A 23,296-nucleotide genomic window follows, 5' to 3' on the forward strand; every position below is an offset into this window, starting at 1 on the left:
CTATTGGCAATACCCATAGAATTTATACGCCGCCCGACTCAACGTATTTATGAACAGCATCCAGGATGAAAAATAATGACTAAAAAATTACTTGCTATCGCCATCGGTACCAGCTTGTTGACAGCCTGTACCACTAACCCCTATACCGGCCAGTCCAGCATGAGCAACCTAGGCAAGGGCGCCGGTGTCGGCGCGGCAGTGGGAGCAGGCGCCGGTACTTTATTCGGCGGAAACGACTGGAAAAACGCCGGTCTGGGCGCATTAGCCGGTGCCGCGGTTGGCGCTGGGGTCGGTTATTACATGGACAAACAACAGGAAGAGATGCAGCAGTCGCTGCAAGGCACCGGGATTGAAGTCCAGCGCACCGCGCAAAACCAGCTGACCTTGAACATGCCCAGCACCAGTGATGTAACGTTTGCGTTCGGCAAGGCCGACTTGACGCCGGAAGCCCAGCACGCGCTGGACCCCATCGCCAGAGTGTTGACCAATTACCCGGAGTCGACGATTTCCGTCACCGGCCACACCGATGACGTGGGTTCCGATGCCGACAATCAACGTTTATCCGAAGCACGGGCTACCAGCGTGGCCAACTTCTTGGCGCAACGCGGTGTGAACCGGATGCGTATCTCCCAGCAGGGCATGGGCGAAAGTTCGCCGAAAGTACCGAACAGTAGCGATGCCAATCGGGCAATCAATCGCCGGGTGGAACTGGCGATCAACGCCAATCAAAACGCCGGTGCTGCGCAACAACCGCAGCAAGGCTACCCGCAACAGCAAACCCAGCCTTATCAGCAACAAGGCGGTTATCCGCAGCAGAACTACCCGCAGCAAGGTTATCCGCAGCAAAACCAACCGTATCAGCAGGGTTACCCGCAACAGCAAAGTTACCCTCAGCAGAATCAGCAATACCAAGGTTACCCACAGCAACAGGGGTATCCACAGCAAACTTATCCGCAACAGAGTTACCCGCAACAGAACCAGCAATACCAGCAGCAGTATCCACAGCCTTATTACCAACAACAATAAAGCTTTAGATACAAGCCAGCCATCATAAAAAACCCGCTTCTTTCCGGGAAAGAAGCGGGTTTCAGTTGAGCCCTTGGAAATTCGGCTCTGGTTTAGCCACTAGCTATTGTTAATATCAGGCGTCGCCAGCCCTGACATCAAACTCAATTTTCCAGCGCTGTTGATCGCGTTTGGAAACCGCTTTTAACTCTAAAGTCCCCACTTCGGTCACTGCCACAGACAAATGCACCGGGACGATGTCGCCGGCATGACGCCCCTCTTCCGGCAAAGTGATTTCAATTTCGTCCAGTTCTTCCAATTCGTCGTCCTGCCAATATTCCAGCCTTACCCCTACCGCATCGTCGCGGCGGGTTTTCGAACCGAAAAAGCGGAAGCGTACCGGTTCGCCGATGATCAAACCGAATTCGTCATTAGGCAATTCCTGTTCGCTGCCCTCTTCCATCCCAAACGGCGCGATGCACAAGGCTTCGATCTCCGCCGGCAATCCGGGAACCGCCGGCATGGCGCTCTCAATACCGACGTAATAAGCCGCCGCCGTGCCGCCTTTGATTCTGACGCCCTTGCCTTTGCGGACAAATCCGTAATAGGCCGCGCCATGCGCGACCGCCAAATCCAAGTCGGCGCCTTGCAATAGTCTGGCCGGCGCCGCTTGTTCGGCTTGCAACCAGCTATTTAATATCTGCATCAAGCGCTCGGCCATCACGCCGGCTTTTAACACCCCACCGTTGAACAGTACCGCGGTCGGATGCAAGAAACTGGCGTGTTCGGGCAAGACATGATCGGCTAGCTCGCCGGTCGCTTCTTTTTGCCGCGACAAAAATGCAGCCAGATGGCGAGTAATGCCGGCATCCTGCGCATAAGGCAAACCCGCGGTACGCAAACCACTGCGCGGTCTGACCACCGGCCTTTCTTCTATCGGTACCCACGGTAAAAAACCTTCGACCAAGACGCGGTTCAGTTCGTCGCGGGTCAGTTCGGTGCGCAAGGTGCCGCCAATCAAGGAAGATCCCCGGCTCGCTACGACTAAAGGCATGCTGCCCAACTCGGGCTGGTTGAACAGTTTTTCTTTGGCTTCTCGACAGGCGTGGGTCAAGGCTTGTAGTTGCCAGGATTCCAGGCGCTTGCCGCCGTCTTGTTCCAGTTTGGCTTTAACGGTATAGGCCAGCGCCAAGTCCATGTTATCGCCGCCTAACAAGATATGGTCGCCGACCGCCACCCGGGTCAATTGCAGGTTGCCATCCTGTTCGGTGACCGCAATCAAGGATAAGTCGGTGGTGCCACCGCCGATGTCGGCGACCAAAATCACGTCGCCGATTTGCACATGATTGCGCCAATCGCCTTCGCTGTTTTCGATCCAGCTGTACAAAGCAGCTTGCGGTTCTTCCAGCAATACGGCCTGCCCTAATCCCACCGCGCGGGCCGCTTCGACCGTCAATTCGCGCGCGGCCGGGTCAAACGACGCCGGCACAGTGATGGTGACATCTTGATCTTGTAAATTGTGCTCCGGGAATCGGTGATTCCAGGCATCGCGCAAATGTTGCAGATAGGCTCTGCTGGCGGCAAACGGCGAAATCTTAGTGACGTCTTCCGGGGCTTCGACCGGCAGAATCGCCTGTTTACAATCAACGCCGGCGTGGCATAGCCAGCTTTTGGCGCTGGACACTAAGCGGATAGGGGTTTTGCCGCCCAGATTGCGGGCGATCTCACCCACCAAATACTCGGGTTTGCCGGTCCAGGGTAAGGCCGTCGCACCTTCGGCAATCTCGGCAGGATGTGCCAGATAAGTAAATGACGGTAACTGGGCTTTGTCTTCTATCGTGCCGGGCGCGGTGAGCTGTGGAATGGCCAGTACGTCCAAAAGCACCTGATCGTCGCCGGATTGCAGATCGACATAAGACAGCACGCAATGCGTGGTGCCCAAGTCGATGCCGACCGAATAACGCGCGGTCATAATTCCACCTCGGCCGGCGCGACGATTTTGGCGTTATGGCCTTCGGTCAGTTTCGGCAAGCGCAAATCTGTGACTTGCCAGCCTTTGTGTACCAATGTGCCGTTAAAAGGCGCCTGACCGACGATATTGCCAGTCAATCTGAAAGCCGCTGCGTCGAAGCCTGGGTTTAAAGTCACCCGGTTGCCTTCCTGATCGGCGCTGACCGGTGCCAAGGTAAAATGCTCGTTAACCGCCTTGCTGCACCCTTGGTGCACCACCCGCGCCGCCGCGCCGATTTCGGCATCGGAGAACGCCGCGACATCTTCTTTGATGAAGTCGATGAAACGGGCTTCCTTTTGCAGCAAACTCAATAATTGCAGTGCGGCGTCCGGTGTTGCTTCCTTCAAAACAACCGGTTCGGGCGCGGGCGCTTGCACGATCTTTTCCACTTCGACGATCTTCTCGACGATTTTGACTTCCGGTTGCGGCGCAGGGCTGGGAGCGACTACCGCCGGAGCTGCGGATTTGCAGCGGCGCATGCCCAGCAATACCGAGACTAAAACCACAATCAGAATCAAAGCCAACAGTGCTGCGGTACCGGCCAAACACACGTGCCACAAATCGAAGGTGGTCGGGCGCAAGGATAAATCGATGGTGTAGGTATTCATGAAAAACGAGTGATGGTTGTTAATTGAAACAAGGGCTGTAGCATCTAATCTTCAAGCATGCCGCAACAGATAACGCTAAATTTTTACGCCAATGCCATTGCGGACAGTGGGAGTCAGTTACCAGGCATGCCGGCTTTCTTCGCGGCTTCCGCGTACATTAATTGCTGCAGCAAATTGCGCGTTACCTGGATACGCATTTTCTTCAAATGCCGGTCAGCCACCACGCCCGGCACTTCGGCGTCGGTATAAACTTTGCGCATTTCGGCCAAGGTCGGCTCACAAGACTTAATAATCACATCGGTGGCGTTGCGGCTTTCCATCTTGGCAAACTCGGGTTTTTGCATAGTATCCACTACACATTTTTTATAGGTGTACTGAGCTTGCTGAATTTTCTGGATGGTCTCATCTTTCAGAGTGGTTTCGTTCCATTCTTCCTTGGCTTCCTCGGCACAGGCCAAACCTGCGACCATCATCAATGCAACTACTAAACGGTATGTCATGTTTTGCTCTCCAATGGGGGCGTGATAATGGCTGGCGATTTTACGCGATGCTAGCTGAAATGAACAATCAGTCGGCAGCAGCAGGCGGTCAGAACAGGCCTAGCCTGATCAGCCAGCTCACTGCGGCCAGCTGTAAACTCACCCAGGCTCAGGACAAACTCGCCTTTCAACGCCAAAGCACTAAGATACCAGGCAGTGAGCTAAAAGCCACGCCAAGGCGGCAGGAACGCGCTGCTCATATAAGGGCTGGCGCGGGTCTCTTGGAAATGACCGTATCGAAAAATCCACCCAAATTGGTGCTCTAAAGCTTAGTGATCGCAAACATGCCGAGACGAACCGGCCTGATTTTGGCCTTGAGTGGTATCAGGCAATAAAGGCAGGGCTTCGGTTATTCCGTCGCCGCATTGTTTCATTTGCTGCATAGCTTTATTGGCCGATACGTCCTTACCAAACTCCATCGCTCTGGCCATCGCTTCATCGCGTTTTCCCGCCGCGCATAAGCGCTCCACCTCGGCAGTCATTTGTTTGGCCTGCGCTTGAAAGGCTTGCATGTCGGTCTTATCAATGTGCTTCACGCAGTCTTGCATGGCTTTCATTTTCTGCATCACTTGCTGCATTTGCGCTTTATCCATATTTTTAAACGCATCGTTTTCAGCGGCAGCGGCGATGGGGAGTAGTAACAGCATGGTTATCAATAAATTTCGCATGACTTTCCTCAAAATAATGAACATACCTGGGAACTGTAGAAGTGTTCTACGTGGATAGCAAGCGCTGGCGATAACGCCGACTTAATGGTGTTGTCAGACAGGATCGTCCGATTTTGTCGCATCCACGACATCGTTTGCTAAGCTGCCTTAGAGCGATAATCCCTATCAATCTACATCCTACACACACATGCGGTGATTTGCTCAATTGGCATCATTCTTGATTGCCTTATGGCTTTCGTCATCAGCAGCCCAACGATGGAACACATTTTCCCTCTGCCCCGCCCGATGCCTGCACCGCCCAAACCCAAGCATCCAGTGCTGCAAGCAGGCCATCGCTACAGCATCGACACCCAAAAATTAGCGGATAACCCACTCGGTGATGTAGAGCATGATGTACAAAACGGCTTACTCGGCGATTACTCGTTAAGCATCGAACGGGCTGCGGTAGTGCCCGTGGATACGAAACGTACACCCATACACGCATTCGTGTGGAACAGCGATTTACTGAGCCCGCCGCTCAAAAGCTGCTTAGCCCTTACCACAGCTCACCCGCAGCAACCCAAGCAGAATCGTTTGACCTTGCTTGACGCCCGCATGGCCGCGCCCACCGTAAGCTTGGCGGACGATATGCCAACCCTAAGTATCTCACCTCATTTTGAACTGGCATGGGACACCGCCGGTTTTTGCAGCCAATTGGGCGTCTTGCAGTTGCTGGAGTCTACTCGAACAGCACACTTCGCCAACGGCAAAACAATGACTTTATTGGATACCGAGAGTGAAGAAGGCGACCCGGTTTTGTATCTATCTGAGGAAGACAGGCGTGTGCCGGTCATACCGCTTGGCGGGTTTCAAAAGCAAGGCCAGCAGCAAAAACTGCTGTTCAGCCAAACCGTGACTCAAGCCATTCCGTCCGAAATTGCCGGTAATACTGTCGCGTCGATGAGCGTTTTGGAAAAATACACCGTGTACTTCATGCAAAACGCCGGACCGGATAGGCCGGATCTTTATATTTGGGTGCCCTTACATTTACCTATCGTTTGGGGATGGAGCATCCGGGTACAACTACGCTATGACGGCGTTTGGGATATTTTTCGCAAGAAATTGATCATGCCCAGCGCGTCGACCGAAGCGCCGAAATTACCCCTATGGCAGAGTAACTCCTTGCTACGCCAAACGATGCAGATGGCGTGATGACCATGCTGGACGTGGCGATTGTTGGCGCCGGACTGTCCGGTTTGTCCTTGGCAGAAAAACTGCTGACATACAAACCTAACATTGGCGTATTTGAAGCCCGCGAACGCTGCGGCGGCAGGATTCTATCCGCAGCTGACCCTACCCTGGGTTTTACCGCAGACTTGGGCCCCACTTGGCTGTGGCCTACCGAGCAACCGCGTATTTCGGCATTAGTAAAGCGCTTGGGATTGACGCTATTTCCGCAATGGGACTGCGGCCAAAGCTTATATCACGTGCAAGCAGACTCCCGGCCGGTGACTTACATCGACACTCAGACTCACGCTGAAGCCAGACGGATTGCCGGGGGTTGCCAGCAATTAATTGACCGTTTATTGCAACGGATACCGGGACGGGTGTTGCGCCTTGGATACAATTTGCTATCACTTAGCGATCACGGTAGTTATGTCGATTTGACATTCGCATGCGATAGCACCGTCAGTACCATACAGGCTCGCCAAGTTGTGCTGGCTGCTCCGCCGCGATTACTGGCTAACAGCATTACCTTTCAACCGGCTCTAGCACCCGGTTTGCTATCACTGATGCAAGACACGCCCACCTGGATGGCCGGGCACGCCAAGGCGGTTCTGGTTTACGAACAGGCTTTCTGGCGCCAACAAGGCTATTCCGGCAACGCCATTTCATCCTACCCCGGCGCGGTTTTGGCCGAAGTCTATGACGCCTGCTCCGACGATGCTGGAACATCTGCCCTGTTTGGTTTCTTTGGTTTGCCAGCCCAGATTCGCGAACAGTATCAAGACAGTCTGCCGGCACTGATCGTGCGACAAATGGTCGGCCTATTCGGTCCTGCCGCCGCCAATCCACTAAGAGTGGTGATTCAGGATTGGAGCCGGGAACCATTTACCGCGACTTCTGTAGATCGCATACCGGTGTTCGAACATCCCGCCTACGGCCATCGCGCGCTGCAATTGGACCATTGGCAAGACAAACTGTATTTCTGCGGAACCGAAACAGCCAGTAGGTCCGGCGGCTATTTGGAAGGCGCATTGGCAGCCAGCGACCGGGTTTTTAGCGCATTAACACTCTAACTAAAGGACTTTGACATGAACAATCCAGAGCTTAACGCGAACAGCATCGGCGAATTTAGTCGATTCATAATGGAGCAGAAAGCCAATATGAAGAAGCAGTACGATCAATTACTGGCCCATGACCTATCACACCAACAATGGGATGGTTGTTTTCAGCGCAATATCTTGATCGTCTTGGAAAAAACCTATCAAGACGCCCTGGCTCAATTAAAGACCTTGCCGTTTGATCACACGGGCAGCACCGTCAATCAGGGCTTGGCGGATATTACCAAATCAGTATTGGCGGTATTTGATGGCTTTATCGACGAGTTTTTGTTGATGGTAGTGGATAAACATCGCACTTCCTGCGCCTTATCCAATTTCCCAGACGAGCATAAACCCGATCAGGTTTACCTGAGCGCGGTGCGTAGCGATATCGCCTTGCTGTGGCGGAATTTTGCGCTGGACATTAATGCTTACTTTCTGGAATGCCGCTAAGCAAAACTTTTCCGATAGGATAATTTATGAAACTCTACATGACACCCGGCTCCTGCACGACCGGTATCCATATTTTACTGGAAGAGCTGGATCTGATTTTTGAAGCGCATCTGGTCAATTTAATGGCCGGCGATCAACATCAAGCCGATTATCTGGCAATCAACCCCAAAGCCAGCATCCCTACCCTGGTCCGTAACGACGGTACTGCCCTGACCGAATTCCAAGCTATCGCCTACTGGCTGGCGCGCAGCTACCCCAAAGCCAAACTATTGCCAGGCGACGCGGATGGCGATGCGAAAGCTATCGAGTTGATGGACTATGCGGTCGGCACGCTGCATGGTCAAGGCTTTGCCCGCATTTTTACCACGGAGAAATTCGCGCCCAATCCCGCCGATCACGACGCGGTTAAGGCCCAAGGCTTGGATATAGTCAATAAAGCTTTTGCAATCTTGAACGAGTTGCTGCCAGCCGAAGGCTATGCATTGAGCGCATTCAGCATCGCCGATGCCGCTTTGTTTTACGTGGAATTTTGGGCGGATAAGATCGGCATTACACTGCCGGAAAACTGCTTGAAACACTATCGTTTGATGCTGTCGCGACCGGTTGTTAAACGGGTACTGAGGGAGGAAGGTTATCGCGGGGAGTGACTTTTATCGCCGCACCATCTGTTGTTGCCTTCTCCTGTCCGGAGATTCGCGATGTGAAGCCATTCACACTCATATCCATCAATCAACCGAGTTAAGCCAATATCCCTTCATTTTTACAAGGTGACTAAATCGTCATCCGCACACTATTCACAAGACAAGCGTTGGATTTTCAAGGAAAATAGCGTCCTCTTTACCATTCGCTACAGCGCATGTACAAATATGAAGGCCTGGTGGTACACCAAAGCCACGACGACGAAGGCATCATAGAAATCGTTGATAAGGAGGGCGTCAGGGCCTTGCACTTTGGTTCGCATGCCCGGCAAAGCAGCATGCTGCTGATGGAACCCGACCGGCTACATTCGTTGTATGCCAGGGCAATGATGGCCGGCCTGCTGTTCCACGACACTCCCAACGAAATCCTGATGATAGGTTTGGGCGGCGGCACTATCGCCAAATTCATGCTGCGCCAGTTTGCCGATTGCCGGCTCAAGGTCGTGGAATTTCGTAGCAGTGTGTTAAAAGTCGCACGCAGCCATTTTGGCCTGCCATTCGATCCGCGCCTGAAAATCAAGATTGGCTGCGGCGCGCAACATGTACGCCAAGCCAGCCAGGTGCAAAGCGAACAGCACGACTTGATCGTCATAGACGCTTACGACCACGACGGCATGGCCCCGGAAGTCAGTAGCGAAACTTTCTTCGACAATTGCCGAACCTTGCTGACCAAAAACGGTCTGCTGGTGATCAATTTATGGGGCACCGATAAGGATATGTTCCAGCAAGTGGCCTGGAATCTGGGCCGCGTATTTGAAAGACGCATGCTGTTTTTGCCGGTACGCAATCGCGGCAATGTCATCGGCTTTGCCTTCGGCGAAAACATGGCAAAGCCAAGCATCAAACAATTGATCGACAAGGCCAAGCGGCTGGAACAGATGTATCAACTGGAATTCCCCATCTATTTGCTGGATTTAAAACGCCACAACCCCAACGTCTTCAACCGGATTATAAAATCGTGATACACAACGCTCCCAACATCTTCGGCTACAAAAAATACTGGGCGCACCGCTTCGGTCCAGCGCCGGAATTACCGATGAGCCGCGCGGAAATGGAAGCGCTGGGCTGGGACGCCTGTGACGTCATCTTGGTGACCGGCGATGCCTATGTCGATCATCCCAGTTTTGGTATGGCCGTAATTGGCCGAGTGTTGGAAGCGCAGGGCTTCCGGGTCGGCATCATCTCGCAACCGGATTGGCATAGTGCCGAGGACTTTAAACGACTGGGCCAACCCAAACTGTTTTTTGGGGTGACCGGCGGCAATATGGACTCGATGGTCAATCGCTATACCTCTGACAAGAAAATCCGCTCTAACGACGCCTATACAGCCGATGGTGCGGCCGGCAAACGCCCGGACCGCGCCGTGAATGTCTATTCACACCGCTGCCGCGAAGCCTACAAAAATGTGCCGATTATTATCGGCGGTATTGAAGCTAGCCTGCGTCGGATCGCGCATTACGACTATTGGTCCGATAAAGTGCGTAAATCCATCCTGCTGGACTCCAAAGCCGATTTGCTGGTTTACGGCAACGCCGAGCGGCAAGTGGTGGAAATCGCCCAACGCTTGGCAAAAGGCGAAACCATCGCCGATTTGAAAGGCATACGCGGCACTGTGCATTTTGTGAAACAGGTTCCGCAAGGCTGGATGGAAAAAGATTCCACCGACATCGATAAACCGGGGGCGGTGATTTCTCACGTGAATCCCTATCAAGAACAACCGGCGTGCGACGATCAGGGACGATCGGAGTGCGGCGACGGGTCGGGAACCCGTGCCGCGGAGGATAAACCGGCACGGGCTGAAAACGAGCAGGTGATTCAATTCAAACCCATCGCCAACAAGCAGCGTACGCAGACCGTGATCCGCCTGCCGGATTACGAAGCCGTAAAAGACGATCCGATTTTATACGCACACGCCTCCCGAGTGATGCACGGCGAAACCAACCCCGGCAACGCCCGCGCCTTGATTCAACGCCACGGCAACCGCGAAGTGTGGATTAATCCGCCGCCACTGCCGCTGAGCACGCCGGAAATGGACGGCGTGTTTGACCTGCCCTATTCTCGGCTGCCGCATACCGCTTACGGCAAGGCCAATATCCCCGCGTTTGAAATGATTCAGCATTCGGTGTTGATCATGCGTGGCTGCTTTGGCGGATGCAGTTTTTGTTCGATTACCGAACACGAAGGTCGCATCATTCAAAACCGTTCGGAAGATTCCATCATTCGTGAGATTGAAGCCATCCGCGATACCTCGCCGAATTTTACCGGCCATATCTCGGACTTGGGTGGCCCCACTGCCAACATGTGGCGGCTGGCGTGCAAAGACCCGAAGATTGAAGAGTCCTGCCGTAAGCCGTCCTGCGTCTACCCGGGAATTTGCCAGAACCTGAATACCGATCAAACCCCGCTGGTCAAACTGTATCGGCGCGCCCGCAAGCTACCGGGCATCAAGAAAATTTTCATCGCTTCCGGATTGCGTTACGACATCGCCGTGGAAACCCCGGAATATGTAAAAGAACTGGTGACCCACCACGTCGGCGGTTACCTGAAAATTGCCCCGGAGCACACCGAGCAAGGCCCGTTGTCGAAAATGATGAAACCCGGCATGGGCACTTACGACCGCTTCAAACAGATGTTTGATAAATACTCGAAAGAAGCGGGCAAGGAGCAGTATTTGATCCCCTATTTCATCGCCGCCCACCCCGGCACCGAAGACAAGGACATGCTGAATCTGGCGCTATGGTTGAAACGCAATGGCTTCCGTGCCGACCAGGTGCAAGCATTTTTGCCGTCACCCATGTCTATTGCGACAGCAATGTATCACTCCGGCAAAGACACCTTGCACAAAGTGGCCCGCAACAGTGCGGACATGGCAATTCCCAAAAGCATTAAGCAGCGCCGCTTGCACAAAGCATTTTTACGCTACCACGACCCGAAAAACTGGCCTTTGTTGCGAGAAGCCTTAAAAGATATGGGCCGTGCCGATTTAATCGGCAACGGTAAGCAGCATTTGGTGCCGAGTTTTCAGCCGAAAGCTGATGGAATAGCTAATACAAATGTAAAAAAAACTCAGGCTTTCAGAACTAAACATACCGTATTTTCTGGTAAAGATAGGAAGCGTAAACAAAGATGAACTTTGTGTTTTTAGCTCATAAAGGCTGCTGCCAATGTATAGTCACTCGCCAAGCTTGCCGCCAAAAACCAAGAAGCAATCCAAAGAATCTGTCATTTAGAGTCCACCTGCGCTGAGCCCTCACTTCCCACCCAAAAGTTGTGATGGTGTTAATTGCTCGGCGCAGATCGATGAAGTATTCGCGATAAATATGACGTCTCGTTACCAATGGTAATGGGTAAGAACCGCAATCAACAGCATAACGGACCGCGGAAAAGCCTTTTAAAATGCGTAATTCATGAAAGTGCCAGCAAACCGCTCGGCCATGCGGAAAACGGGTGGCGTTCCAGGGCGCCAGCATAAGCTCTTTATCGATCAAGACATGAACTTCTTCGGGAAATTGTTCTGTCCAATCATCCAGATATTTTTGGTCTCCGAACTTACCGTCTTCCGCGCGTGCATAGCACCACTCTAAGCAGCGGGCTTCCCACCAACGTCGAACTTCTTCTCCGCCATCTCTTTTGAAAATCATAAACTGCACGCAATACTGACCGGAGGTAGCTGATCGATCATACTCCGGAGCGTAAGCATGATCGGTTATCAGTACCTGTTTGCCGGATTCTTCAAACTCCCGAAAAATCTGCCTTGGATTTTTACGAAACCATACATCCGCATCCAGATAAGTCACTCGTTGAACAGACGAATCAGCATCAAAAACAAAACGGGGGGAAAAGGGAGTAAGTGTCCAACAATACTCTGCTATTGTGCGTTGCTGTTTAACGCAAATTAGTTCATCTGTCTCGAGTTTACTTAATTGCAGTAATCGTACATTTGGAAGATCAAGACACCCCAACTTTTCGAAAACCTCATCATCCATGCACAGGACCCATAAGGTATAAGCTCCTGCGTGCCGCTCCATGGACAAATGCAAAGCGAGGCCCTGGGGTAAAAAAAGGCTGTTAAATAAGGTTACGTAATGCTCGTTCATTTGCCCTGAAAAGAATTGACAGCCGCTATAACAGCCGCTATGTCCTCGTCCGACATTTGGGGATGACAGGGCAAAGAAAGACAAGTGTCGGCGTGACGTTCGCTGTTAACCAAGCCAAGCGGATCATGGCAAAGATTACGACAAGGTTCTTGCATATGAATGGGAATGGGGTAATGAATAAATGTTTGGATCTGATTTTTTTGCAAATGCGCTTGGAGTTCGTCACGGCAAGGGCAAGTGATCACGAATAAATGATAGACGTGTCCAGACCCAGATTCAGGCAATGCCAAGCAAGTGACATTGGAATTCTTAATACCGTCAAAATAAGCCGTCGCAATTTGCCGTCGACGCTCGGTAAAATCAGGCAGCCATTTGAGTCGCTCCGCCAAAATGGCTGCCTGTATCTCATCCAACCGGCTATTCAAGCCTAACTCCGGATGCTGATAGCGCACACTTTGTCCGTAGTTACGCAATTGGCTTGCTCTGACCGCCAATTTTTCGACATTTGTCACAATCATGCCGGCGTCGCCAATGGCACCAAGGTTCTTAGTCGGATAAAAACTATACGCTCCCATGACCCCAAAGCTACCGGCTGCTTTACCACCTAATGACGCCAAGTGCGCTTGGGCGCAATCCTCAATAAGCGCAATTTCATAATTTGCACAAAACAAATTCCACAAATCCATAGCACGAATTTGTCCGTAAAGGTGAACCAAGACCACAGCCTTGGTACGTGATGTAACACAACGCCTGGCGCTTTCCAAAGACAGCAAAGCGGTTTGTGGATCGATATCTGCAAAAACCGGTGTGGCGCCGGCCCTTATTATCGCAAGCACTGTAGCGAATGCAGTCATCGGCGTGGTGATAACCTCATCGCCTGGTCCCACTTCGAGCGCACGCAATGCAATCTCTATGGCATCCATTCCATTGCCAACTCCCACACCAAAGGCTAGGCCGCAGGCTAAAGCCCATTGCTGCTCAAAAGCGGAAACCTCCTTGCCCAAAACAAACCAACCCGACTCGATGACGCGCTTCGCAGCTTCAAGCATAGCCTGTTGTAGCTCCGGCGGCTCGGCCTTAAAGTCATTCATCAAAATCATGCGTTCGCGTCCCAATAGTGTCGGTGGTGTTCCGCATAATAAGCCAGGGTGTTTGCTAACCCTTCGCGTAAACCAATTTCCGGTTTCCAACCCAACTCAGAAGTAATTAACGAAAAATCACTGTAGTAATCGCCTATATCAATCGCTTTTCGCTCTGGCGGAAAAGGTATCAATTCAAAAGCACCACCATAGCCAAGTTCAATCATCATCTTTGCCAAATCTTTTAAGCCTATCACTTCCTTACTGCCCAAATTGTATACCTTACCGTTTGCTTGTTCGCTAGCACCAGCCAGTAATAAGGCTCTAACGCAGTCATCCACATAATTAAAATCCCTTAGTTGCAGCCCGTCTCCAAAAACCTTTATCGGATTACCTTCAATTAGTAACCTCACCCAGATACCGAGAAAGGTCTGACGTGCATCCTTGACGCGCATTCCGGGACCATAGGTATTAGTCAGGCGCAACGCGCAAGCCTTAATACCATAAACATTGTTATAAAGTAGGTGATACCACTCGCCAGCCAACTTATTAATGCCATTGACATCCACAGGGCGAATCGGATGCTTCTCATCAACTGGTAAATAATCCGGCTTACCGTAAAGCTGGCGGGTACTCGCGAAAACAATTTTGATTTCAGGATTAACTTTGCGGCACGCCTCTAATATAGAAAGCTGTGCGGCGGCATTAATCTCCAAGTCCGTTCGCGGATCAACCATCGAATCCAGATGGCTTGTTTGACCGGCCAAATTGAAAAGATAATCTTGATCTTGAAGCAAATGCGCTAATGCAAAAGAATCACGTACATCGCAAACATTTACGCAAACACGGCTACGGATACCGGCAATATTAAAGGGATTGCCGCCGTATTGCGGAATTAGACTGTCCACGAGAGTAACGTGTGCACCAAATTTAACTAGGGCACCTGCAAGATTGGAGCCGATGAAACCCAGACCTCCTGTGATTAATATATTTTTGCCTTTGTATGCCTTCAAGAAATTTTTTCCGCCAAAACGATATTATCGAGAAATAGATCCGGGTTTGCAGGTAGTAGCCAACTAAAAAATATACCGCTTAGATTAATTAGTGTCATGACAGTAAACGTTAAGAGTACTTTGCATATTTTGGGGAGAGATCGGCTAATCTTAAAAAGAAAAGCGTTTATCAGCTGAAACAAAACAGATGCATCAGCACAAGTCTTTTTTTGCACGATAATTTTAAACCCGTGAGCTTCCAGCAAAGCGAGCAATCCGAAACTGGAATACCGCCTGTAATCGTAAGGCTGTTCATGTTCATCCCAAACGAACGGAACCGTAAGTAATAATCTGCCATCAGGCTTTAACACACGATTAATTTGCTCTAGAAATTCATCAGGATTAATTACATGTTCGAGCACTTGATTACAAAGTACAGCATCAAAACACACATCATCAAACGGAAAACTTTTACCATCATATAGATAATCGGCGATTCCGCGTGCCCTGGAACAAGCGCTATCTATATCCAAGCCAGTATAAGAACTAAACTTAAAAAGCTGCTTATAAGGCTTTGTGCCGCAACCGACATCCAATATCGTGCCTCCCAATTTAGGTGATAATTCCTTCATGGCCTGGTACAACCCCAATCGAGCGAAATAAAAAGGATTTACAAAAATACCCAACCATCCCGGTGTGTACATTTGTCTAAAATAATACGATCTCAAAAGATTCATGATTCACGACGTTGCAACAACATGCCTTGAAAGGTAAATTCAAAGCCGCTATCGGAATAAACCGTGCCTTCAGGACATGTTATCTCGCCTAACATGCGCCAATCCTGGTTTATTACATTCATAAATGCAGATTCAGAAAAAACCCACATAGGGTAGCTCGCCTTATAAATAGATGGCGGGACGCGCTGAATCAACAATTTGTCTTGGGCGATTTTTGAAAACGGAGTGCGATCGATTATTAAAGTTGAAACACCAGTGAGAGACAACTTTTTCACGACCTCTAACGGAAACTCCAGATACTGTAACACGCTCGACAGAAGAACTACATTGGGTATATTCTCCACTAAACATTCATCAATCGAACTATAGAATTTCAGCACATGGTCTTGAATATAGGTTCTTCCGGCTTCCGCATAATGAGCTTGCTCGACTATGTTCCAACGAACGTGCTGTAAGGTCTTAAAGATTTTACGATTTTGAAAATACGTACTACCTAACGCTCCTCCAAAATCGAGCACGTTCAGCCTACCTGCTGTTTGCGAAGCGACAAGAAATAACCCAGCAATTATAGGCCAATTATATTCAGCCACGTAAAAAAGCACTGAGTCTCTCTCAAACTCCGCCTCGCCCTGTTTAACTTTAAGGGTTGACGTCAGAACTTTTCCCATAATTGAATCCGCGTCGTATCCAGAGCAATGTTGACTAGCCTCTTTCCAAGAATTGACACCATCAATAAATTGGTTACGGCCACGGCCAATCTTTTTAACATAGCGCCTGACAGCAGAAATATCAAAAATATTATGAATCAAACAAAATCCTCTGTGAATTCAAAATCAAAAGGTTCATCAAAAATAATATTTCTGAATGGCCTTTCTGGGAACGGAATATTATTTTCATAAAAATATCTATCGAATATTTTTAAAGCATCCTCTATTGCAAAATAATTAGTAATAACACCCGGCCAAATATACATCAATGACCTGCGAGCCAACCAAGCGCCTAAGACTCTTGCTCGCACTGTTTTATAGCCAAGCGCGTGTAATGCAGAAATTCGGTGGTTACCGTCTAGCACAAGATATCTAACTTGGGAACCAAGCATCATTTTAGCAACAGTTACATATCCATAAGCATCTGGCTGGTAGCCTTCAGATATTTTTTCCAGTGCTCTCTCTAAAAAAACAAACTCCCTGTTTATATGCGAAGCAAGAACCCCATCAAAGCTAAAATGACAAATAATATCTGGATTATCATATGCATTATAAAGATCAAAATAATAGTTATGGCTAATATAATATGGCGCAAATAACCATGGAAACAACCAAGGCCTGTAGACTCGATCAAGGGTCAATCCCAGAGCCGAACCAAAATCCGAGCCATTATATAAAAGAACTCTGAATACAAACTCTTTTTTTATGGTAGAAATATCCTCACCAGCCAATAGCGATATTATATAATCCTCATATATATTACTACCAAATCCACCATAGCGAAAACCTCTATAATGCACACAATCTTCAATCTGAATATCGCAAATATTTTTCATTTATTTAAAACAAGAAAACTGACAATATTTCCTTCATAACATGAAAAGCCGTATTCTTTAATCACACTCAGGCCAGTGCGGCTAGTAAGCGATTTTAACTGCGCCCTTGTAAGAGAGTATGACATGATGTGCGACCAAGGCTTTAGCTTAAGTTCAGTATTACATCTTTTTCTTAGAAAACGGTCTTTTAACTTTTTAATTTTAGTTAAAAAATCATACAAAATCTCTGACCTATTTGACAAATACACTTGCAATAATATTGTTTTTTTTGTCACTCTCCCTAGCTCTTTTAAAACCAAAAACCTTTCATCCTGAGTAAGAAGATGAAATAGTCGACAACAAACCACAATATCGAACGAATCGTCGTAAAATGCCAACTTTTCGGCATTTGACAACATAAGAAATATATCACTATTATCAATTAAAGCCGCCCTTTCTTGAGACTGAGCCAACATATCGATCGAAATATCAACACCAACAACTCGAGAATTGTCGGGATAAAACTGAAAAAACCTACCCGTTCCCACTGGGACATCTAGAATGGCATGATACTTGTTGCATGAAAAATATTCCTGTATGAATAAATTTTCTTCTTCCCAATGTGTTTCACACTGCCTATCGCGGTCATAAGAAAGTGCCACATCGTAGTTATAATTATTTTTAGCAGTTCCCATACCATATCAAACCAGAAAAATACTGAATTAAAAAAATTGAAACTCTTCAAAATCGAAAAAAAATAGATACTGAACTTTTGTATTATCCGACAAACCCCGGTTACGACCACTACACAGAAAAGAGGAAAGGCAAATAAAAGAAGCTCTTAATTTTATATTGAAAAGTTAGCTATATTTTTCAAAATGCGTAAAACTCCTGATACCAATACCGTATTACGAGCCTTTTTAAGTAAATACCATCTAAGTGTTATTGAAAACACATGCTTATCAATAAGCGCTTCGGCGACAAAATTTCGCGCAATTTCCTCGGGATGATTCAAAGGAAAAATTAATGGCTTCGGGGAAGATTCCGATATATATTTTGGGACCGTAGTTGTTGTGTGTGTACCTTTACCTGCTTCACCAAAACCAATATTAGTAATTTGATTTGTTTTTGGCTGAACACCGAGCATTCCGTGAAACCAACAACTAAATGCCCATTGATAGTCCCACCAAGTAACATTCTTAGAATTATAGTACGTCGCATTAAACAATCTCTTCCAATAGTATTCAAAAACTTTACTGCCACTGGACATAGACTCGAGCCCCCCCTGATCCCGCCAACTTGGCCAAGCCGACATAGAATGATCATACTTGCTCCACGCGCGCCGCCAAGTTGCCCAACCCCAAATCTGATTATAGCGTGTAAAAAAGTAACTGGTTTCCGGACAAAATTGTCTTGAAATTAAATTACAACCACTAATAACCCCAACATGCTGGTTTTCACGATAGCGTTCTAAAAGCTCGTCACAATAAGTAAAGAAAGTAGAAATAGGCAATACATCATCTTCAAGTACAATGCCCTCTTCCTCATTTTCAAAGAACCAACTGATACCTTTAATTGGCCCAAACTTGCAACCTAAATTATCATCACTGTATAGAGTTTTTACTTCACATGGCCAATCTACAAGATTTATTACATTTCGAACCTCAGCACAAAGCCGAATATCATCTGAAACATTTCTGCGTGGACCATCTGCCGCCACATAGAGCTTAGGTGGCCTAGCCCTGCGAATGGATTCGAAAACTTGTAATGTTGTATGAGGGCGATTGAATACCAGCAGGAGAATAGGACTTTTCATAATTTGTTTAAAAAAATTCACTCATTATTGTGCGCCAACACGATGAGGCTATGAAAAGCATAATTACACATTTGATAGAGTTATACTTTACCAACCCGCAAATTCTCCAGCTCAGGAGACAACTAAGTAAATTATAAGCCGATAAAACATCCAAAAAAATGTATGCAGGGACGTAATTACTATGAGAAACCCGCCTACAGCAAAAAACTAACCAGCTACTACCATCATCCAAAACAAAATCGACTTTTTATTTACTTTGACTACTTGAGAATCAAAACAACTTATTGGTATAAAAAATATAATATCCAATTAGAACTAATTATTGGAGAATATTATAGACCGTTAACATCAATTATTGTCCCCCATGAAGGGTAAATAGATGGATGAGAATCCACTTTTTGTTTCCATCCATACCAATACTTTGGAACTATCACAAGCGTTTTGTGTTCCATCAATGCCGAGCCCCACCAGGAAAATGAACTATTTGAAATTATGCCGCAAGTACACTGCGACATGATAGCTAAATCAACTTCCGCTGAGTTCCTTGATATTATCTTAGGGCGTATACAATCAAAACACCGCTCAACATAAGATGGATCATCAGATAAAAATATGAAAAATGGATTTTTTATTTTATTTTTTACTATTTTCACTGCATTTTTGAAATAGCGTTTTGGCAAACTAATACCTTTAATCCCACCAAAGTATTCTAGAAGATAATCGCCACGGCGCACATGAATAAACACCTTAGTATACTCATCTGGAATATCATCCAGAAACTGATAGGCTGCCAATCTGTATTCAAGCTTTATTTTAAAATTCGAACTAAATGAATCTAAATCAAAAAAAAACTCAGATTGAAAAAAATCAATATTTACAAAGCTTATTGAAAGCAAACCATTTTTAAAAAAATATCCAGAAAGAGGGGCCTTATTATCATCTTTTTTTTGTTCGACATAACCAACTATACCAAGCCTTGATAGAGGCACAATTAAATAAGGAATCACAAGCCTCCTCATTAAATATATGATATATCTATTACCACAGTTAATGACATCTTCTAAATCGCACTCAAAAACGTCAAAGAACTTAGCCATATTTAGACAAAGAATGATTTCGTTCTTTCTTGCAAACTGTTTTAAAAATGCAAACTGAAAAATCTGATTACCTAGCCGCCCATCAGCCATAAATATAATCATTGGATTGATTTTATAATTGAATTAGAAATTGCAACGTAATTAGCATAGCTAAAATTATCCATATAAGGATAGTATTCTCTTACTTCCAAGCCATTCGCCATAACTTTTGTTAGCGTAAAGCCTCTATTTTGCAAAACAAAATAGATTTCCATTAGACTTGTATGAGAATCTAGATTAGCCCCCCCATATTCAAACTGAATAAAGTCAATAAAATCGCCAGACAAATAGTCACCAAAGCCATGTAACACTTGTAGCTCATGCCCCTCAACATCGACTTTTAAGAAATTAATGTGTCCAACATTATTGGTATGGATATAGTTTTCAGCGGAAACTGCCTCTACTTTTTCAGATTCAGACATTTCTATTTCATAATAAGTCAAATTTCTCTTATGTAATGATGCAAGTCCACTTTGCTCTTTATCATAGTAGATACTTAAAACACCTTCCTGATAAGAAAGCGCTTTTTTATTCAATACTATATTTGTCATGCATCCGAACCTTTCTTGCAACGTAAAAAAACATTTCATAGTTGGTTCAAAAACATGTAGCGAGAATTTTGTTTTGCGTTTATTCGCCATTTCTACAAACATTTGCGAATAATCTCCAACATTAGCACCAACATCAAATACTATTAGCTCTTCTATTCCGGAGAAATAATCCAGCAAATTATCAAGAAAGCGCATTTCTCCATTAGTTGAAAATTCGCAATTATTATTATTTTCAATGATCGAAAATAAGCGCAATAAACCAAGCTTCAAGACTTTTCGAAAAAGACCAGGTCGCGATAACATTCTCATTTACCTTTTCATAAAATGAAATAATCCTGTTCCAAATCCTTTTTGAGCGTCGTAATTATCATACATAGCGCGGCCATAATGGTATTTCTCTTCCAGCAAGATTAAATCGGAAAATAACTCAAACACATAGCTCCTTGAAAATGCCCTATGTGCATTGAAATAAATATTACATTCCTTGTCCACAGGCAAGGAACAATAAAAATTTCCACCTCTTGCCAAGACTCTCTGAATTTCTCTTGCGGCTTTTTCGCTTCCGAACGCATCTATCGGGTCCCCGTATCTTCCCAAACCTATATGTTCTATAACGCAAAGACTCGAAAGGCTGATTATGGAATTATCTGCAAAAGGAATAGAGAGTATCGACCCTTGAACAAAGTCAAAGTTATCGAGCTTTAAATCAATTGGCCGTATGTCGATCATAGTCGTAGGCGTAAATTGAGATATTATACTTATAGTTTTTACCGCTGAACCAATATCAAAATGGTGTTTCGGATGATTTTCAAATATTTTCTTTGCTGCCCAACTGTCCTGAAAAAAATAAGTTGGATCAATTGGAGTCTTGTAACTTTTATCATCAAGACAAGGATGAAACTGCGCACTTTTAAAATTACGGTTTTGTGTCTTGCTTAATGAGATAAAGTCTCTGAAAAACCATATAAATCCTCTTAAATTTGACAACTTAAAATCAATCGTAACCAACCTTAAAATAACATATAAATTTTTAATAATTCTATTTTTTGACAAAACCGATTTTAACACCGCATTATTCCCATTGCTTTTCGTACCCTAGCGAATAATGAACCATCACTTTCTGCTGCCAACCACTTGTTTGATGCTTTTTGCTGAAAGTACTCTCGACACACTAGACTGATTCTTTCAGGCAACAAATAGATAACATCTTCGTATATTACCAACTCCCAATCATGCGGAAGAATCATAATAATTGCCTTAAGCGTTGGCCAACTCTCTAGTTTATGCGGCTTAGGTGGTGGAGACATAAATAATCTTGCATCATCTATTAGAATGGCATAATCCTTTTTATATTTAAATATTAAGCTTAATTCCTCTAACAACGGACATTCGTCATTATCACCATACGTTGCCGCGCCACTCCAATGAGCATCTAACCAAAAAAGAACATTATCATTATTCTCTAAAACTATTTTTATGTAGTCTCTGGTATCGCCTTTTAACATCTGAATATTTTCAACATGTCCAATGTTCGCCTGCGCCATTTTGAACATTGTTTCTGAGCACTCGACTGTGATAACTTTCTTGAACATTCGACTGACCCTTAAAGCAGTCTGTCCCTTATATGTACCTCCCTCAAAAAAAATTGACAGATTCATCAATTTTGCAATATGCATTACCTCCTGCTCTGGTACTCCGAAACGAACTATCCCCACCCTATTACCCCTTCTCTTTTATTAACTTATATGGAATAAATACTGCGCAGACCATCAAATAAAGATTTAACCTAGACGGAGTGTAGAACAAATCAACCATAAATATAGTAATTGAAAAAGAAATTATTGTCGAAATAATTGCCCCTTCAGCACCATAATACGGAATCAATAAATAATTTCCTAGAATATTAACTATTGCACCTATGACTGCCGTTATTAGAGCATATTTAAAAAGACTTTCGTTCACAGTAAATAAAGATTTAGCAACACCAAAATTTGCAAAAAAAAGCCTTATGGCAAACAGTGACAATAACCCTCCTGCTCTTTTATATTCATCACCAAACACAAATAACACAAACTCCCCACCCAAAAAATATATAGGAATAGCAACCACTAAAAACAAAATAAACATTAATCTATATATTTCCAACAATCTTTCATGATAAAGCGTCTCGCTAATCAACTTAGCTTTTGTTATATATGGCGACAATGTGCTCACTATGATTGTCGGCAAAAATGAAAACACTTCTATAAGTCGCATTGCTGCCGAATACTGTCCAACTTCAGCATTACCAATCATATCACCCAACATAACTTGATCAACTCTAGCCTGTATCATGATTGCCAAACTTGAGAAAACGAGTGGCCAGCCATTTTTCATTAGGCTTATAGCTGTACTCTTGTTACAACTCCAGGAACAAATATTATTATGGTCTTTCTTATATGAAACTATTAAAAATAATGAAGTTAACCCAACTTCAATCAATCCCACCCATGCAAATAAAATTAGAGGAGAAAAACTCAAAATCAAAATAACTTTAACTACCGTCACAAATATAAATGCACTGCTTGCTGCTAAAACAGTATATTTTGACCTTACCCTTGCCTGAAAATAGAATTCTATTACATTGAACGACTGAAAAATAAAGCCCGCTGCAGAAATGCCCACCATCCATAGAGTTAGCGTATCACCATTGCGTAATAATAAAATAGCAACAATAGCAATCAACAGCGTCAACGTTCCGCCAATTAGTTTGAGTACAAACGCTGTTCCTAAAAGCTCGTTTTGACGCTCGGGATTTTTTACCAATTCACGCACCACTATGCTATCTATTCCAAACGAGGCGAATGCGCTAAACAATGATGTAAAAGCGATAGCGTAACTCCACAAACCAAACTGTTCAGGGCCCAGATATCGCGCAACCCACACTCCGACGAATAAGCCTACGCCCATCCGAATGATTTTATCGATGAATAACCAACTGGTATTAGCTACAATTAACTGCAGTTCGGACCTCCCAATTAATCGATTACTTATAAATTTTGGAAGAAATTTTATCCACGATAAGTCAGTAGTCATTTAGTG

Annotated in this window: 24 protein-coding genes; 7 read left to right on the forward strand and 17 right to left on the reverse strand. The window is 45.9% G+C overall.

Going from position 1 to position 23,296, the window contains the following annotated elements:
* The first annotated feature begins 75 nt into the window (after window positions 1-75).
* Window positions 76-1,026 (forward strand): OmpA family protein, encoded by a 951-nt coding sequence (locus tag JWZ98_RS13035; RefSeq protein WP_033156497.1) that lies wholly within the window; start codon window positions 76-78, stop codon window positions 1,024-1,026.
* 115 nt (window positions 1,027-1,141) lie between these two features.
* Here JWZ98_RS13035 and JWZ98_RS13040 read toward each other — a convergent pair whose 3' ends face one another.
* The 4 genes from JWZ98_RS13040 to JWZ98_RS13055 form a co-directional block, all read right to left on the reverse strand.
* On the reverse strand, window positions 1,142-2,977 hold the full coding sequence (locus JWZ98_RS13040) for an Hsp70 family protein (protein WP_205450367.1): 1,836 nt from the start codon (window positions 2,975-2,977) through the stop codon (window positions 1,142-1,144).
* Window positions 2,974-3,624 carry a DUF2760 domain-containing protein gene (locus JWZ98_RS13045; protein WP_205450368.1) on the reverse strand — a complete coding sequence of 217 codons (651 nt, stop codon included), beginning with the start codon at window positions 3,622-3,624 and terminating at the stop codon, window positions 2,974-2,976. The genes JWZ98_RS13040 and JWZ98_RS13045 overlap by 4 nt, the downstream gene beginning before the upstream one ends.
* A gap of 113 nt (window positions 3,625-3,737) precedes the next feature.
* Window positions 3,738-4,124 carry a hypothetical protein gene (locus tag JWZ98_RS13050; protein WP_033156500.1) on the reverse strand — a complete coding sequence of 129 codons (387 nt, stop codon included), beginning with the start codon at window positions 4,122-4,124 and terminating at the stop codon, window positions 3,738-3,740.
* Window positions 4,125-4,432: 308 nt separating this feature from the next.
* Window positions 4,433-4,831, reverse strand: coding sequence for a hypothetical protein (locus tag JWZ98_RS13055; protein WP_205450369.1), 399 nt, complete (start codon window positions 4,829-4,831; stop codon window positions 4,433-4,435).
* A 255-nt stretch (window positions 4,832-5,086) separates the two neighbouring features.
* On the opposite strand from JWZ98_RS13055, the gene JWZ98_RS13060 reads away from it, so the two are divergent.
* From JWZ98_RS13060 to JWZ98_RS13085, 6 genes are all read left to right on the forward strand, one after another.
* Complete coding sequence (locus tag JWZ98_RS13060; protein ID WP_205450370.1) at window positions 5,087-6,022, forward strand: hypothetical protein; 936 nt, start codon at window positions 5,087-5,089, stop codon at window positions 6,020-6,022.
* Complete coding sequence (locus JWZ98_RS13065) at window positions 6,022-7,110, forward strand: FAD-dependent oxidoreductase (protein ID WP_240348362.1); 1,089 nt, start codon at window positions 6,022-6,024, stop codon at window positions 7,108-7,110. The genes JWZ98_RS13060 and JWZ98_RS13065 overlap by 1 nt, the downstream gene beginning before the upstream one ends.
* Window positions 7,111-7,125: 15 nt before the next feature.
* Window positions 7,126-7,587, forward strand: coding sequence for an amine oxidase (locus JWZ98_RS13070; RefSeq protein ID WP_205450372.1), 462 nt, complete (start codon window positions 7,126-7,128; stop codon window positions 7,585-7,587).
* Window positions 7,588-7,613: 26 nt separating this feature from the next.
* On the forward strand, window positions 7,614-8,234 hold the full coding sequence (locus JWZ98_RS13075; protein ID WP_205450373.1) for a glutathione S-transferase N-terminal domain-containing protein: 621 nt from the start codon (window positions 7,614-7,616) through the stop codon (window positions 8,232-8,234).
* 209 nt (window positions 8,235-8,443) lie between these two features.
* Window positions 8,444-9,247, forward strand: a complete 804-nt coding sequence (locus tag JWZ98_RS13080) for a spermine synthase (protein WP_205450374.1) — start codon at window positions 8,444-8,446, stop codon at window positions 9,245-9,247.
* A complete protein-coding gene (locus tag JWZ98_RS13085) occupies window positions 9,244-11,415 on the forward strand; it encodes a YgiQ family radical SAM protein (protein ID WP_205450375.1) in 2,172 nt (723 codons plus the stop codon). Before JWZ98_RS13080 ends, JWZ98_RS13085 begins: the two co-directional genes overlap by 4 nt.
* A gap of 16 nt (window positions 11,416-11,431) precedes the next feature.
* On the opposite strand, the gene JWZ98_RS13090 is transcribed toward JWZ98_RS13085, so the two are convergent.
* From JWZ98_RS13090 to JWZ98_RS13150, 13 genes are all read right to left on the reverse strand, one after another.
* Window positions 11,432-12,382, reverse strand: a complete 951-nt coding sequence (locus tag JWZ98_RS13090) for a hypothetical protein (RefSeq protein ID WP_205450376.1) — start codon at window positions 12,380-12,382, stop codon at window positions 11,432-11,434.
* The gene (locus JWZ98_RS13095) at window positions 12,379-13,482 is read right to left on the reverse strand and encodes a DegT/DnrJ/EryC1/StrS family aminotransferase (protein WP_205450377.1); all 1,104 of its coding nucleotides are present in this window, start codon (window positions 13,480-13,482) and stop codon (window positions 12,379-12,381) included. The genes JWZ98_RS13090 and JWZ98_RS13095 overlap by 4 nt, the downstream gene beginning before the upstream one ends.
* On the reverse strand, window positions 13,479-14,474 hold the full coding sequence (locus JWZ98_RS13100) for an NAD-dependent epimerase/dehydratase family protein (RefSeq protein ID WP_205450378.1): 996 nt from the start codon (window positions 14,472-14,474) through the stop codon (window positions 13,479-13,481). Before JWZ98_RS13100 ends, JWZ98_RS13095 begins: the two co-directional genes overlap by 4 nt.
* Window positions 14,471-15,085, reverse strand: a complete 615-nt coding sequence (locus tag JWZ98_RS13105; protein ID WP_205450379.1) for a class I SAM-dependent methyltransferase — start codon at window positions 15,083-15,085, stop codon at window positions 14,471-14,473. Before JWZ98_RS13105 ends, JWZ98_RS13100 begins: the two co-directional genes overlap by 4 nt.
* A gap of 101 nt (window positions 15,086-15,186) precedes the next feature.
* On the reverse strand, window positions 15,187-15,999 hold the full coding sequence (locus JWZ98_RS13110) for a methyltransferase, TIGR04325 family (protein ID WP_205450380.1): 813 nt from the start codon (window positions 15,997-15,999) through the stop codon (window positions 15,187-15,189).
* Window positions 15,996-16,733, reverse strand: a complete 738-nt coding sequence (locus JWZ98_RS13115) for a hypothetical protein (RefSeq protein WP_205450381.1) — start codon at window positions 16,731-16,733, stop codon at window positions 15,996-15,998. The genes JWZ98_RS13110 and JWZ98_RS13115 overlap by 4 nt, the downstream gene beginning before the upstream one ends.
* A complete protein-coding gene (locus tag JWZ98_RS13120) occupies window positions 16,730-17,407 on the reverse strand; it encodes a class I SAM-dependent methyltransferase (RefSeq protein WP_205450382.1) in 678 nt (225 codons plus the stop codon). The genes JWZ98_RS13115 and JWZ98_RS13120 overlap by 4 nt, the downstream gene beginning before the upstream one ends.
* 152 nt (window positions 17,408-17,559) lie before the next feature.
* Window positions 17,560-18,528 carry a nucleotide-diphospho-sugar transferase gene (locus JWZ98_RS13125; RefSeq protein WP_205450383.1) on the reverse strand — a complete coding sequence of 323 codons (969 nt, stop codon included), beginning with the start codon at window positions 18,526-18,528 and terminating at the stop codon, window positions 17,560-17,562.
* Window positions 18,529-18,860: 332 nt separating this feature from the next.
* The gene (locus tag JWZ98_RS13130; protein ID WP_205450384.1) at window positions 18,861-19,727 is read right to left on the reverse strand and encodes an alpha-1,2-fucosyltransferase; all 867 of its coding nucleotides are present in this window, start codon (window positions 19,725-19,727) and stop codon (window positions 18,861-18,863) included.
* On the reverse strand, window positions 19,724-20,524 hold the full coding sequence (locus JWZ98_RS13135; protein ID WP_205450385.1) for an FkbM family methyltransferase: 801 nt from the start codon (window positions 20,522-20,524) through the stop codon (window positions 19,724-19,726). The genes JWZ98_RS13130 and JWZ98_RS13135 overlap by 4 nt, the downstream gene beginning before the upstream one ends.
* Window positions 20,525-21,283 carry a DUF268 domain-containing protein gene (locus JWZ98_RS13140; RefSeq protein WP_205450386.1) on the reverse strand — a complete coding sequence of 253 codons (759 nt, stop codon included), beginning with the start codon at window positions 21,281-21,283 and terminating at the stop codon, window positions 20,525-20,527.
* Window positions 21,277-21,891, reverse strand: coding sequence for a hypothetical protein (locus tag JWZ98_RS13145; RefSeq protein ID WP_205450387.1), 615 nt, complete (start codon window positions 21,889-21,891; stop codon window positions 21,277-21,279). The genes JWZ98_RS13140 and JWZ98_RS13145 overlap by 7 nt, the downstream gene beginning before the upstream one ends.
* 43 nt (window positions 21,892-21,934) lie before the next feature.
* Window positions 21,935-23,290, reverse strand: coding sequence for a flippase (locus JWZ98_RS13150; RefSeq protein WP_205450388.1), 1,356 nt, complete (start codon window positions 23,288-23,290; stop codon window positions 21,935-21,937).
* Window positions 23,291-23,296: the final 6 nt, after the last annotated feature.

The sequence above is a fragment of the Methylomonas sp. EFPC1 genome (genome assembly GCF_016925515.1).
Classification (GTDB): domain Bacteria; phylum Pseudomonadota; class Gammaproteobacteria; order Methylococcales; family Methylomonadaceae; genus Methylomonas; species Methylomonas defluvii.

Coding starts and splice junctions, on each gene's coding strand:
- JWZ98_RS13120 (WP_205450382.1), bottom strand. CDS start 17,407: ATGGGAACTGCTAAAAATAATTATAACTACGATGTGGCACTTTCTTAT.
- JWZ98_RS13050 (WP_033156500.1), bottom strand. CDS start 4,124: ATGACATACCGTTTAGTAGTTGCATTGATGATGGTCGCAGGTTTGGCC.
- JWZ98_RS13115 (WP_205450381.1), bottom strand. CDS start 16,733: ATGAAAAATATTTGCGATATTCAGATTGAAGATTGTGTGCATTATAGA.
- JWZ98_RS13065 (WP_240348362.1), top strand. CDS start 6,022: ATGACCATGCTGGACGTGGCGATTGTTGGCGCCGGACTGTCCGGTTTG.
- JWZ98_RS13055 (WP_205450369.1), bottom strand. CDS start 4,831: ATGCGAAATTTATTGATAACCATGCTGTTACTACTCCCCATCGCCGCT.
- JWZ98_RS13040 (WP_205450367.1), bottom strand. CDS start 2,977: ATGACCGCGCGTTATTCGGTCGGCATCGACTTGGGCACCACGCATTGC.
- JWZ98_RS13070 (WP_205450372.1), top strand. CDS start 7,126: ATGAACAATCCAGAGCTTAACGCGAACAGCATCGGCGAATTTAGTCGA.
- JWZ98_RS13130 (WP_205450384.1), bottom strand. CDS start 19,727: ATGATTATATTTATGGCTGATGGGCGGCTAGGTAATCAGATTTTTCAG.
- JWZ98_RS13075 (WP_205450373.1), top strand. CDS start 7,614: ATGAAACTCTACATGACACCCGGCTCCTGCACGACCGGTATCCATATT.
- JWZ98_RS13125 (WP_205450383.1), bottom strand. CDS start 18,528: ATGAAAAGTCCTATTCTCCTGCTGGTATTCAATCGCCCTCATACAACA.
- JWZ98_RS13060 (WP_205450370.1), top strand. CDS start 5,087: ATGGAACACATTTTCCCTCTGCCCCGCCCGATGCCTGCACCGCCCAAA.
- JWZ98_RS13095 (WP_205450377.1), bottom strand. CDS start 13,482: ATGATTTTGATGAATGACTTTAAGGCCGAGCCGCCGGAGCTACAACAG.
- JWZ98_RS13135 (WP_205450385.1), bottom strand. CDS start 20,524: ATGAGAATGTTATCGCGACCTGGTCTTTTTCGAAAAGTCTTGAAGCTT.
- JWZ98_RS13080 (WP_205450374.1), top strand. CDS start 8,444: ATGTACAAATATGAAGGCCTGGTGGTACACCAAAGCCACGACGACGAA.
- JWZ98_RS13090 (WP_205450376.1), bottom strand. CDS start 12,382: ATGAACGAGCATTACGTAACCTTATTTAACAGCCTTTTTTTACCCCAG.
- JWZ98_RS13105 (WP_205450379.1), bottom strand. CDS start 15,085: ATGAAGGAATTATCACCTAAATTGGGAGGCACGATATTGGATGTCGGT.
- JWZ98_RS13045 (WP_205450368.1), bottom strand. CDS start 3,624: ATGAATACCTACACCATCGATTTATCCTTGCGCCCGACCACCTTCGAT.
- JWZ98_RS13035 (WP_033156497.1), top strand. CDS start 76: ATGACTAAAAAATTACTTGCTATCGCCATCGGTACCAGCTTGTTGACA.
- JWZ98_RS13145 (WP_205450387.1), bottom strand. CDS start 21,891: ATGCATATTGCAAAATTGATGAATCTGTCAATTTTTTTTGAGGGAGGT.
- JWZ98_RS13150 (WP_205450388.1), bottom strand. CDS start 23,290: ATGACTACTGACTTATCGTGGATAAAATTTCTTCCAAAATTTATAAGT.